The sequence below is a fragment of the Paraburkholderia sp. CNPSo 3281 genome (assembly GCF_024206515.1).
GTDB classification, from domain to species: domain Bacteria; phylum Pseudomonadota; class Gammaproteobacteria; order Burkholderiales; family Burkholderiaceae; genus Paraburkholderia; species Paraburkholderia nodosa.
Genome location: NZ_JAMBPS010000026.1, coordinates 32,964 through 45,328, shown reverse-complemented (window position 1 = coordinate 45,328; position 12,365 = coordinate 32,964). Strand labels below are relative to the sequence as shown.

Sequence of the window (12,365 nt, the reverse complement as noted above, 5' to 3'; positions counted from 1 at the left end):
TCGCTGAAGAGCGTGGGCACGGGGGCAGGTGGAGTGCATGCATGATCCCGCGGCGCTTGCAGTCACAACAGGCTGGTGATCGATGACGACCAGAATTGACCGGGCGTTTCCCGTTCTCGATGCATCGGCTGCCACAGTTGCGCCGGAGCCTGTTCGCGCGGCGCCTTCGATCTTTCATGAGCGCTGGTGGCTCGATATCACCACACAGGACAACTGGAAGCTTGCGATGGTGAAGCGCAATGACGAGGTCATCGGCGAAATGCCGTATGCGATGCAGCGTACGCGACTGTGGCGTGTCTCGCACCTGCCGCCGCTCACGCGAACGCTCGGGCCGGTGATCAAGCGCGTGTCGGGCAGCGAGGCGCGCCAGTTGCATCATGAACTCGACGTCATCGGACAACTGATCGAACAATTGCCCGACTGCGATAGTTTTTTCCAGGTGCTGGATCCTCGCATTGACGATGCGCTCGCGTTCGCGCTGCACGGCTTTGCGGTATCGGCGCGCTACACGTTCCGCATTGACCCGCAGACAACACCCGACGAAGCATGGAAACTCCTCAACAGCAAGACGCGTAATGTGATCCGCAGCGCCTCGCGCGAATTGACGATCGTGCCCGACCTCACGCCCATGGAATTTCTTGAGTTATACGAAGCGAATCTCACGGCACGCTCGCGTGACAATGCTTATGGGGATGCAGTCATGCGCGAACTCGTCAACGCGTTCGTCGAGCGAAAGGCCGGCATGCTGCTCGGCGCATATGATCAGGGCGGAAAGCCCGTCGCGGCAGTTGGTCTCGTGTGGGATCAACAGGCGATGTATTACCTGCTCTCGTCACGGTCGCAGGACGCGCATTGCGGCTCGATCAGCTTGCTGCTGTGGACGGGCATTGGTCGCGCGCTGGAGCGCAAGCTTACTTTTGACTTTGACGGCTTTTCGAGCCCCGATGCGTGTCACGACAATGACGGGAGCGGTCGGATGAAAACCACTTTTTTTTCCAACGATGCGACGCTGGAACTGGCGCACATTACCACCATGGTTTCGCAACTCGAACAACTCGTTCAAAGCGAGATCACCTTCCCGAAGTCAACAGTCGTGACATTGCCGGCTTACTGGCGCGCACGCATCAAGGATATTGGCTCCGCCTCACTGGATATGCAGTCCCAGGTCCGGACGCTGCTGGCACGGCTCGATGCACTTGAAGCAGCGAAAGAGCGCCACTAGCGTATTTGCGTTCTGTAAGCTTTGAGTCGTCGCCGCCATGGCAATGCGTTCGGGCGCCGAACACAGTCGCGTGGCGAGAAAATCGATCCGTGTCCGTATTGCAGGGATGCCGATCTCCAATGCTTCACGGAGCGCGCTATTAGCAGCATTAGAGACGATCAGGATTGCCAGGAAACGCATTGTACCGTTCAGGCAGACCACCGGCGAAACAGCCGATAGCACTCCGGGAGGTGGCCTTAGCCAAGACCGAAGGAGGGCGGGGGATGGGGTTGCCGGAGTTGCGGTTGACGACGAACCGCTATCAAACAACGAGCAAGCCAGGCTACGCTTTGCCAGCCAGGCCGTCAAGCCGCGTCGGCTGCGCGAAGTCATTGGCAAGACAAGAGCGCGTCATACTACTGTCGCCAGCCGACATGAGAATCGTCGGGCGACCACGTCCACAGCGGCGGGCCGGTGGCCAATTAGACGAAACGCGTGCATAATAGCTCCCACGCATTCTGAGCCAGAGACTTGCCGCGCATGCTCTGAGCTGCCGCACAGAGGCTGTCTTACCTCTGTCCCTATTCCGCTGTCGCGTCCATCGTGACTACATTACGCGCCATCCGCCTTGGTAGGCGTGGCGCAGCCCTCCCGGACGGCACGCGCCGTTCGTTGAAGCGTCTGTATTCCAGTTCGCGTGCAGCGAGCACGCCTTTTCACAGTCGCGTTTATCCAGATCATCGCCTCAGCATCGCATTGGCAATGGCCGTTGCAATGCCCATGCGTCTTTTGCCTTGAAGTCGCGCTGGCGACGCTTTGCCCCTATTTGCTCAGGAGAATTGATTGGCAAAAGAAGAGCTTCTCGAACTCGATGGAATTGTCGACGAAGTGTTGCCCGACAGTCGCTACCGTGTCACGCTGGACAATGGCGTGATCGTAGGGGCGTACGCTTCTGGCCGCATGCGGAAGAACCGCATTCGCATCCTGGCCGGGGATCGGGTTACGCTTGAGCTCTCGCTCTACGATCTCACCAAAGGACGCATCAATTTCCGACACAAGGACGAGCGAAGCGGCGCCCCGACGCGCAGCAGCACTTTCCGTCGTCACTGAACGGGAGCAACGCAAGGGCGCCAACTACCCGCCGTTCCAGGACCTGACTGCCCGCCGACAGGCCGCATGAGTCCGGCAGCATGCAGGCTGCAAGTCTGAAACTTTCGCTGTACAAACGGCTGGAGGGGCGTAGCATGAAAACATCAGTTGACCTGCGACCGATCCCAGCCCGCCTCCTGTACCCTTCCTCAGGGATCGAGCCGCTCCCCTCCATCGCAGACCTCGAAACGCGATCGACCGCCGTCCGGATGTCGAGGCGGTCGCGTGCGCCCTTATTCTCTTTTGCCGCAAACCGTGCGGCCAGAAGGTGACTCCATGACTGTCGCTACCCGTCTCTACCGTGGACTCGAAATTTGTCCCCTGGTTTATCCGCACCGTCCAACCGCGTCCGGATCCGGTCATAACTACGACGAGGGGTTTGACGCTGCCGTACGAATCCTGGAACCGCAGGAGCCCGACGGCACTCAACGGAGCCGGGTGTTTGGCGTCGTAGCCAGTCGGCCGTTTATCAATTCGGGTGATGCGCGTCGTGCATCGATCGAATACGCAGAGCGCCTCATCGATACCTGTACGCCGGGTGCGACTTTCCTCGATATGACGTCCTGAACGTTTTTCTCTTCGTGCAGCCGTTGTTCCCCACTGGAACAATGGCTTTCCGGAATCGCCGGAGGTTCGCCATGAACAGAGACGACCTGCTCAGACGCATTCAGGTCCGCGGCCGCGAGATTGTCGATGAATACCTACCCTCGGATGCGAACGTCGACCTGGATAACCTGATAGGCGATCACCGCCATGAGGTCGACGCGGATGCGTACCGGATGTTCGTCTCGGTGCGTGCACTGTTACACGACAGTGGTATGTCGAGTTGCGAGTCGGACTGCGAGGCGGGGCAGATCATGGCCCTTCTCAACGGTCGCACAGCTTGACGATGACGACGTACATTGCGGCACAAGAATGCCGCATATTGATTGAGAAGGTGAAAACATGCGTTCCGATTCAACCCGATTCCGGATCGACCCAACACCCCGTCGGGCGGACGGCGAATACATAGCGCATGCGCGCATCAGCACCAGCCGTTCGGATGGACTCGAACATGACGTTCACCTCAGTGGAGACCTCGCTGGATTCGACGCGCGTGAGGATGCGATCGCCTACGCGACGAACTGGGCACAGCAGTGGCTGGACACCCGCTTCGGGTAGAAGCGCGAGGGCGCCGCGGTCGGGCATGTGGTCGGATCTGCTTGTGTTGGATGACGGCATCGTACCCGCCGGGCCGATCGGCCTTCTCCTGTGTCGGACGGAAACGGAGCGCGGCCCGATCGCGGAACAATGTCCGCCATCGCGAGACTGACTTCACGGGGTTTGATGGGAGGCCTATGGAAACGCGGCTCGATACATTCAACGGTTGGCAAATGAAAGCAACAGTTGCAAGCAGACTTACCCCGGCTGGGGAAGCCAGGTACTTCGTCGTAGAGCCACCCACATACATGGAATCATCGGCAGGCGTGCCGAAAATGCCCGAGAACACCAGATGCATCGAGGGTTCATTCGACGATCCTGACGATGCGTTCCGCGCTGCTTTTGATGCCTGCAAACGTGCGATCGAGCATGCGGAAAGTGCGCGAAACGTGTGAAAGTCCGATTAACCGAATTCCCGTATCATTTTCGCGGGGCTTCCATGCATCGAGTATTCTCGCATCGTGGTTTTGAAATTCATGTGAGGCTGACGGAGGTTTCTCCGGGCCTGTACGACGCGGTTTTTCAGATCAAGGGCGGTGATAATGTCGAGGTGATTGACGAGCTTGGCGCCGAAACAAAGCTTCGTAGAGGGCCCTTTGGCCGGGAAAAGGCGTTTCTGAACGCACAGGAAGCGGGTCAAGCGGCTATCGATGCCGTTATCGGAGAAGACGAGTCGTAAAACCACCGGCATTGCGTCGGAAACGGTGACTGCGCCTGATTAAGAATTGCCGCGCCGGAACGCTCACAGGGAGACCAGAAGCCTCAACTGGTGTGTGCTTTCCGCCCCATCTATCAGGGAATAGGCACGAACTGACGTACGTTCGAGGACCGAGAGGGATTCCGCGGCCGAAAAATCATCCCATGCATCATCGGAGATCGAGGTCGCTGAGCCTCGGGCTTTTGCGAAAGCTTGAAGGAGTGAGCTCGCTTCGCGACGCAGGATGAGGCGGTCGATATCGAGCACATAAGGTGGCCAGCCGGCGCGCAGGACCAGGTAGTGGGGAACGGCATGGCGATCAACTAGCATGTCGGCGTTTCCGTTGGGGGTGTTCACGGGTTTCTACCGTTCCGTACACTCGACTCTCAGCGATTCGGCTTGTATGGTACCGCCTGCCGCTCGCTTGAGCAATTGCGCCGAGCATCAGGCTGTCTGCTCCGAGCTGGTTCCAGTTTCTTCACTACAATTTCTGACTGGTCGAAGTGAAAAGCGGGTCCATGCTATCACTGTCAATCGGCCGAAAGTGCTTTGGCTTTGATTTGCGCATGTTCGCCAGATGCGACTTTGCTTGATATGAAGTCCTGAATATTTTTCTCTTCGCCGGAACGTCGATATGAAGTGGAGCAGTGGCTAGCCCCGGGTATCGATCCATTCGCATCCCCAATTGATCTGAAAAGCCGAGGGCTTCCATTTCGGTGGCGAAATATCCTGGGGAATAAAACTCGTAACGCGAACGTTCTTCGCGATTGGCGGGGCGTGTGAGTGTGAGGTTTGAAGAAAAGCAACCGTCGGGAATACGGTGAGCCGGGGGAGATCGCCAGATGGCTCCCGTTTTGAGAGTGTCGGCGTGCCGCCGTCATGACGGCGGCACGCACAGATGACTTACAGCGGGGTGATGTTGGATGCCTGCATGCCCTTGGGGCCGCGCTTCGTCTCGTAGCTGACCTTCTGGCCTTCTGCGAGGGTCTTGAACCCGTCGCCGCGAATTTCCGAGAAATGCGCGAACAGGTCGTCGCCACCTGCGTCGGGCGTGATAAATCCAAAACCTTTGCTGTCGTTAAACCACTTTACGGTACCGGTGTCCATGGAATTCTCCTGAATATGAACAGATGTAGGCGCGCTCCAGACGGGCGCGGGGAAAAAGGATCAAGGAGGGGAGAGGACAACGAATACCGCAGGATGCGGTCAATGATGAGCAGCAATCGCGCTTCTTGAAGACTTCAACACTTCAGATTATCCTGGAAAACGCTGGAAGTCAACATGTTTCCGTTGTTGCTGCCGTCGGCCGCTTTAGCCAGGCTTGCCCTGTACGTAATGTTCCCCCGTTTCGCCGCTATCCCGCGACGTGGAAAATCGGTGTTTCATGTTGCATCGCACAACAGAATCGGGTATTATTTAGGATTCCCCAAGCTTCGCGCGCCGGATCTCTCCGGGGTATCCCAGCCTCGATTGCCCATCCGCCATTCCACGATTCCGTTTGCACCCCGACAGTTAAGTTCATCTGCCGTCCTGCCTGCGCCGATCGTCAGCCAACCTGTCGAGGAGAACGTATTGGCCAATCCCGTTCGTGACGATTTAGCACCCCGCGTGATCGCGGTTCTGCCAAAGGCCACCCGCCGCGGGACAAGAGGCAAGCCCCGGGCCGTCGACGCACCGCTCGACATCGAAACAATTGCCCGACAGGATGACGAGCGGCAACGGCAGATGCGCGCACTGATCGCGCTGGGCCGTGAACGCGGCTATCTCACGCACGTGGACATCAACGACCACCTGGCTGACGACTTTACGCAAACTGCAGCAATGGAGGCGATCGTCAGTACGTTCAGCGAAATGGGCGTGGCGGTGTACGAGCAGGTACCGGACGCGGCAACGCTCCTGTTAAGCGGCGCCACCCTCGCCGTATCGTCTGACGATGAGGCGAACGAGGAAGCGGAAGCCACACTGTCAACTATCGATTCCGAATTCGGCCGCACGACGGATCCTGTGCGGATGTACATGCGGGAGATGGGCGCCAGGGAACTGCTGACCCGAGCCCGCGAAATCGAGATCGCGAAACGCATCGAATACGGCCTGCAGGACATGATTCAGGCGATCGCCGCATGTCCGTCGGTCGTGGCCACCATTCTTGCCGATGTGGACCGCATCATTGCCGGCGACCTGCGTATCGACGAACTGGTCGCTGGCATTTGCGACGATGTGAACGCAAGTGCATTGACGGTGGCCTCCGAAGAAAATGAGCCGGAAGCATCCGCTCGCAGCGATGACCCCGACGGTGACGACGTCGGGCCGGAGGCTGAGGATCCGGAGATGGCGAACGCAGTCCGCCTCGAGGAACTCACGAACGACAGTCTCGCGGTTTTCGCTCGTGTGCGGGCACTGTTCGCGGAGATGCCGAATGTGCCTGCTACCGGCAAGGCCCGTTTCGCAGCCGTTGCGCGGGTGCGCGCGCAGATTCAGCGCGAACTGGGAACAATCCGCTTTACGCCCAGAACCATTGATCGTTTGTGTGCCAGTGTGCACGAACGGGTTGCGGAGGTTCGTGCGATTGAGCGCAGCATCCTCGAGATCGCGGTAGTCCGTTGTGGCATGTCACGTGAGTTGTTCGTCGAGTCGTTCCCGGGCCACGAAACGGACCTTCGATGGACCAGCCGCATGGCGGCGACGTCACAGCAGTTTGGCGCGGCGTTCGAGCGGCATCTCCCGGCCATTCAGGCCGGTCAGCAGAAACTCGCGGACATCGAGGCGAGGGTTTCGCTGCCGCTGCAGCAGCTCAAGGAGGTCAGCCGCACGATGCGTGCCGCGGAGTCGAAAATGCGGGAGGCCAAACGGGAGATGATCGAAGCGAATCTTCGTCTCGTCATCTCGATTGCCAAGAAATACGTCAATCGCGGCATGCCGTTTCTGGATCTCATCCAGGAAGGCAATATCGGTCTGATGAAGGCAGTAGACAAGTTCGAATACCGGCGCGGCTGGAAATTCTCGACATATGCCACATGGTGGGTCCGGCAGGCTGTCACGCGTGCGCTTGCCGATCAGGCGCGAACCATTCGCCTGCCGGTGCACGTGATCGAGACGATCAACAAGCTCAACCGCATTTCGCGCGAAATCCTGCAACAGACGGGACAGGAGGCGCATCCCGCCGTCCTTGCCGTGCGCATGGAGATGTCCGAGGATCGAGTGCGTGGCTTCCTCAAGGCCGCGAGGCAACCTTTGTCGCTTGAAATCCCGGCGGGCGACGATGCGGATGCGACGCTCGGCGACTTGATCGAGGATGTCTCTGCGGGTTCGCCGGCTGAGGCAGCAATTCACGCGAGCATGCGCACCGCGATCGATGAGGTGCTCAACGGACTGTCGCCACGGGAGGCCAAGATCCTGCGGATGCGTTTCGGGCTCGATACAACCTCCGACCACACGCTTGGAGAGGTCGGCGAGCAGTTCAACGTGAGCCGCGAGCGAATCCGGCAGATCGAGAGCCAGGCGATGCGCACGCTGAGGAATCCCCGTAATGCTGACAAGTTGAGGCCCTTTCTCGAAGGCTGAGTCAGGCATCAAATGTCCAAATGCGCGAGCGCGCGCCGTACGCAGACGGGAGCGTTTCTTGCGCACCTCGTGACCCGCCATGGTGCTCGGAGCAGGTTCATCGGCGCCGAGCCTGCCCGACAAATGTTCATCCCATTTCCCGAGCGCCAGGTGCCGATGGTGTGGCACGCGGGGGCGCTCCTCCCCGCTGCACGCCGCAGCGAAAACGGAGAATTCCATGACTCAGTCTTTGTCTGCGGAACAGGGGGCCGGTTGGGAGAAAACGCTGGTGGCCCGCGTATGCGAATACGGCATCTTTCGTCTGACAGAAGCGGGCGTCATCGCCAGTTGGAACCCGGGCGCGGCACGCATCAAGGGATACAGCGCTCAGGAGATCATTGGTCAGCACTTTTCCGTCTTCTATTTGCCGGAAGACCGGGAAGCGGGCGTTCCCGACGCGGTGCTGCAGACCGCGCGCGAGTATGGCCATTGCGAGACCGAGGGATGGCGCCTGCGCAAGGACGGTACGCGTTTCTGGGCCAGTGTCGCGATTACACCGCTTGCGGGGGATGACGGAAGGGTGACCGGTTTCGCGAAGATCGTCCGGGATGTGACGGACAAGCGGCTTGCCCACGAGGCGGTGCTTGAAAGCGAACGCAAGTTCAGACTGCTGGTGCAGGGCGTGACGGACTACGCTCTGTTCATGCTCTCGCCGGAAGGCATTGTGACGAACTGGAATCTCGGCGCCGCGCGTATCAAGGGATATGAAGCGAACGAGATCATTGGATCGCATTTCCGCCGGTTCTATACGCCGGAGGATGCCGCTAACGGTCTGCCCGAACGGGGCCTTGAGACAGCGGCGCGCGAAGGGCGCTTCGAAATGGAGGGATGGCGGGTAAGGAAGGACGGGAGCCGGTTCTGGGCCAATGTCGTCATTGATGCGATACGTGACGAGGATGGCAAGCTGATGGGCTTCGCAAAGATCACACGCGACGTGAGCGAGCGCAAGGCCGCCGAGGAACAGCTTGAAAAGGTAAGGGGGGCTCTGCTACAGGCTCAGAAGATGGAGGCCATTGGCAAGCTCACCGGCGGCGTCGCTCACGATTTCAACAATGTTCTACAGGTACTCCGGGGCAATCTCGAACTGCTCGAACGTCGTCACGGGCGCGACAGCTGGTCGCGCGAACGCCTCGAAAAAGCCATCGATGCCGTCGAGCAAGGCGCGAACCTCGCCTCGCAGCTCCTCGCCTTTGGACGCCGCCAGGCTCTGCAGCCGGCAGTGGTCAATCTTGCGGTGATGCTGCGGAACATGGACGATCTGTTACGGCGAGCAATCGGTGAGACGATCCATGTGGAAACCGTCGTCGGCGGTGGGCTCTGGAACACACTCGTCGATCCGAATCATCTGGAAAACGTAGTCCTGAATCTGGCGATCAACAGCCGCGATGCCATGCCGCGCGGCGGGAAACTGACGCTGGAGGTCTCGAATGCGACGCTGGACGGTCACTACAAAGCCCTGCCGGAGGACGTGCGCGAGGGACAATATGTACTGCTGGCCATATCTGACACCGGCACTGGCATGCCGCGGGAGGTGCTCGAAAGGGCATTTGAGCCGTATTTCAGTACGAAACCGGAGGGCGAGGGGACAGGGCTTGGACTGAGCATGGCCTACGGCTTTGTGAAGCAGAGCGGCGGGCATATGCGCATCTACAGTGAGGTTAATCACGGTACAACTGTCAAGATTTACCTTCCGAGGTCGACGGAAGAGGTCATCGAAACTGAGGCGTCGCATGCTCCGATGATCGCGGGCGGCTCGGAGAGCATCCTCGTGGTCGAAGATGACCGGCGGGTGCAATCGACTGTTGTCGAGACGCTTGGGGAACTCGGCTATACGGTGCTGAAAGCGGACGACGCCAAAGGTGCGATGGCCATCGTCAAAAGCGGGATAAAGATAGACCTCCTGTTCTCCGACGTGGTGATGCCGGGTCCGATGCGTAGCACGGAAATGGCGAAACTGGCTACGCGAGCCATTCCGGACCTGAAGGTGCTGTTCACGTCAGGCTACACGCAGAATGCGATCGTCCATGGCGGCCGGCTTGACCCCGGGGTGCATCTGCTCAGCAAGCCCTACAGCCGTGAGCAGCTCGCCACAAAAATCCGGCAGATGCTGGGTAGAAAAAAGGAACGCCGTGCAGGAGGGCGGCAGGCGAGCCATTTCGATGAAAAGCCGACAGTCTCGACACATCCGCTGTCCCTGCTCATCGTCGACGACGAACCGGCTTCCCGCGAGGCAGTTAGCGAACTGCTTTCCGCAATGGGCTACGACGTGCAGCAGGCATCCGACGCTCAGGAGGCCCTACGAATCCTGAGCGAGAAAAAGAAGCATCTTCTCATCACCGACATATGCCTTCGCGGCAGCTCCGGGATCGAACTTGCCAGAGCGGCACTGCAGCGGGTTCCGGATCTGCGTGTCGTGCTCGCCTCGGGCGCTGAGCCATCGCGTCCTGGTGACCTTGATTTCGATTACGGTTTTTTGCGCAAGCCGTTTTCACTTGTCGAATTGCGACGGCTCATTGAAGCGGTTGCTCCCCCGATCGGTGGAGAGGATGAGTGAAGGCTATCGTTTTCTCGACGCCGGCGATGACACGGCTCCCACACGGCGTACACGCCTGGGAGGATACCCATAATGAGTGCCGCTACGGCGAACCATTGACTGAAGCGACCTCCTGCGCCGGGACTGAGGGCTGGCTCAGTCAAGGCCTGACTGCCGTGAGGTCTGACTGGGCTGGAGAACGCGTGCGGCCCCGGAGGAGCGCGCCGGGGCGCGCGGGGGCGCGGCCGGGTAATCACGTGGCCGTTTTACCGGGAAGGCGCCGAAATATCCGGCCGCGGGTTGTGGAACGGGTCGCGGCCGATCATACTTGTTCTTGATTCGTTCCGCATTTGCACCGCTGCAGGAATGCTGGAATCACGTGTTTTGAGCCCCATCCGGTTCGTTACGCTCTCAATGACGTAACAGTCACCCGCTATGCCGTTGGGCGCCTGGCTGCACGTGACCCGCGTGTGTTGCTGCCGGCGAAACTTCAAGCTCATGGTACCGGCTTCCATTCGATGTGAAGGTGCGACTGCTTATCCTCTCCGAACCGCAGCTCCCAACGTAGGCCGTCGTCTCTCGCGGACGGGCGGCGGCGCGGCGTCGATCGCGGCCCAGGGGATGTCACTGAAGTTATCCAATAACAGATAGGGGTTCCACCCTGTCGGGTCTCAAGCATCTGGCGAATAGTGATCCGGCGGCCTTCGCGCCTGCTGTTCGTGCAGTGATTTGAGAGCGCTGTATGGAGCGGATGGTGCGGGACACGACTCTTGAAGGTTTCGATTCTGCAAGAGGAGCCTGCACGGCGAGCTTGCGCGGCTGAAGCCCCGCTTCGAGGTAGCCGCAAGTCGCAGGAGGACAACGATGATCACGTTGACACGTAGATATTTCGTGTGCCTGAACGGACACGAGGGCGAAGAGGTGACGTCCGAAGACGATCAACCCGACTCGCCGCAGTGGGAGTCGAATCGCACGTCCGGACTCGTGGACAACGGCACGGACTCGAACGGATTCGCGTGCTATCGATGCAAGACATGCGGCGAGCCCATGTCCGAAGCCGGGAGGCACTAGCCTATGGAAAACCTGACATGTAGTTCGACGTTCCGCATGGACTTGCGTGATCGACTACTCGATTGAAATTTGGGAAACGGTGACCTTCTGACGCGATGCCGGCCTGGCATCGCGTCCTGTTCGGTGTTCCCCGCCAGCATATGCCTGCAGATAATGATTCCCGCCGTCTGCGTGAATGCCGCGGCGAGTTCAAGATCGATCTGTGAGGGTTCGCGTGGCTCCCCGAAATACATGGCGAGCGAGCCGACAGGTGGGCTCCGCAGCTGTCCGCTCCATTATGTTGGCGAGAACGTTCGCACGACGCTGTCGTGCCTGGCGGTTTGGGTTACCGCGGAACGATATTTGCTACGTGCTGGCGTCTGGACCGGGGGGCCGGAATTGCCAACTGTAATTCTCGTGGACGACGACCCGCGGCTGCTCGATGCGATGTCCGCGCTTGTCGAGTCCGAGGGCTTCGATGTCTTGAAAGCGCTCGATGGAGCGGAGGCGCTGCGCCTCGCCCGTATCCAGCGGCCGGCGATTGTCGTGACGGACTACATGATGCCGGTGATGAGAGGCGATGCCCTGGTGTCTGCGCTGGCGGGAGAACCGGGGCTTGCGGACCTGCCGGTCGTGCTGTGCTCGGCGGTAGCTGCACCGCCCGGGAGCCTGGCGGTAGCCGCGTTTCTGCGCAAGCCGTTCGCTGCCGCGCAGCTGCTCGAACTGCTGCGCCAGCACACCGCACGAAACTGAAGAAGGGCATCGCGGCATTCCTCGATTGCAAACGTGGCATAGGCACGGTATCAGCGTCCGCGAGTCGCGAAGTGCCAAAGACTTCGTACGCGGGCGCGCGCAGGGTATCCGGACAGCTTTCGCTTCAGGAACGGTCTATGCGCGCATCACAAGTTCATCTGGCGGCGACGAAGGTGCGCGGG

At 59.7% G+C, this 12,365-nt stretch carries 13 protein-coding genes and 1 pseudogene; 12 read left to right on the top strand and 2 right to left on the bottom strand.

Annotated features, from left to right (window positions below; genetic code table 11):
• Window positions 1–108 precede the first annotated feature (108 nt).
• The 8 genes and pseudogenes from M3I56_RS41690 to M3I56_RS23410 all read left to right on the top strand — a co-directional run.
• Window positions 109–180, top strand: a pseudogene (locus tag M3I56_RS41690) (4Fe-4S binding protein); the annotation flags it as partial.
• A 46-nt stretch (window positions 181–226) separates the two neighbouring features.
• A complete protein-coding gene (locus tag M3I56_RS23440) occupies window positions 227–1,222 on the top strand; it encodes a GNAT family N-acetyltransferase (RefSeq protein WP_254356035.1) in 996 nt (331 codons plus the stop codon).
• 822 nt (window positions 1,223–2,044) lie between these two features.
• Window positions 2,045–2,311, top strand: coding sequence for a translation initiation factor IF-1 (infA, locus tag M3I56_RS23435; RefSeq protein WP_028207633.1), 267 nt, complete (start codon window positions 2,045–2,047; stop codon window positions 2,309–2,311).
• Window positions 2,312–2,626: 315 nt separating this feature from the next.
• Window positions 2,627–2,917, top strand: a complete 291-nt coding sequence (locus M3I56_RS23430) for a hypothetical protein (protein WP_254356034.1) — start codon at window positions 2,627–2,629, stop codon at window positions 2,915–2,917.
• Between the two features lie 71 nt (window positions 2,918–2,988).
• Window positions 2,989–3,237 (top strand): hypothetical protein, encoded by a 249-nt coding sequence (locus M3I56_RS23425; protein WP_254356033.1) that lies wholly within the window; start codon window positions 2,989–2,991, stop codon window positions 3,235–3,237.
• A gap of 58 nt (window positions 3,238–3,295) precedes the next feature.
• Window positions 3,296–3,511, top strand: coding sequence for a hypothetical protein (locus M3I56_RS23420; RefSeq protein WP_254356032.1), 216 nt, complete (start codon window positions 3,296–3,298; stop codon window positions 3,509–3,511).
• Between the two features lie 176 nt (window positions 3,512–3,687).
• Entirely contained in the window at window positions 3,688–3,945 is a 258-nt protein-coding gene (locus tag M3I56_RS23415) for a hypothetical protein (protein ID WP_254356031.1), read from the top strand.
• Between the two features lie 44 nt (window positions 3,946–3,989).
• On the top strand, window positions 3,990–4,229 hold the full coding sequence (locus tag M3I56_RS23410; RefSeq protein ID WP_254356030.1) for a hypothetical protein: 240 nt from the start codon (window positions 3,990–3,992) through the stop codon (window positions 4,227–4,229).
• Window positions 4,230–4,292: 63 nt separating this feature from the next.
• Here the strand turns inward: M3I56_RS23410 and M3I56_RS23405 are convergent, their stop codons facing one another.
• On the bottom strand, window positions 4,293–4,604 hold the full coding sequence (locus M3I56_RS23405) for a hypothetical protein (RefSeq protein ID WP_375541778.1): 312 nt from the start codon (window positions 4,602–4,604) through the stop codon (window positions 4,293–4,295).
• Between the two features lie 546 nt (window positions 4,605–5,150).
• Window positions 5,151–5,354 carry a cold-shock protein gene (locus tag M3I56_RS23395; protein ID WP_028207638.1) on the bottom strand — a complete coding sequence of 68 codons (204 nt, stop codon included), beginning with the start codon at window positions 5,352–5,354 and terminating at the stop codon, window positions 5,151–5,153.
• 465 nt (window positions 5,355–5,819) lie between these two features.
• Here M3I56_RS23395 and rpoD point away from each other — a divergent pair, with 465 nt between their 5' ends.
• From rpoD to M3I56_RS23375, 4 genes are all read left to right on the top strand, one after another.
• The gene (gene rpoD / locus M3I56_RS23390) at window positions 5,820–7,808 is read left to right on the top strand and encodes an RNA polymerase sigma factor RpoD (RefSeq protein WP_254356084.1); all 1,989 of its coding nucleotides are present in this window, start codon (window positions 5,820–5,822) and stop codon (window positions 7,806–7,808) included.
• Between the two features lie 217 nt (window positions 7,809–8,025).
• On the top strand, window positions 8,026–10,401 hold the full coding sequence (locus M3I56_RS23385; protein WP_254356029.1) for a PAS domain S-box protein: 2,376 nt from the start codon (window positions 8,026–8,028) through the stop codon (window positions 10,399–10,401).
• A gap of 843 nt (window positions 10,402–11,244) precedes the next feature.
• Window positions 11,245–11,451: a hypothetical protein gene (locus M3I56_RS23380; protein ID WP_254356028.1), complete on the top strand. Its 207-nt coding sequence runs from the start codon at window positions 11,245–11,247 to the stop codon at window positions 11,449–11,451.
• Between the two features lie 396 nt (window positions 11,452–11,847).
• The gene (locus M3I56_RS23375) at window positions 11,848–12,183 is read left to right on the top strand and encodes a response regulator (RefSeq protein ID WP_254356027.1); all 336 of its coding nucleotides are present in this window, start codon (window positions 11,848–11,850) and stop codon (window positions 12,181–12,183) included.
• Window positions 12,184–12,365 lie beyond the last annotated feature (182 nt).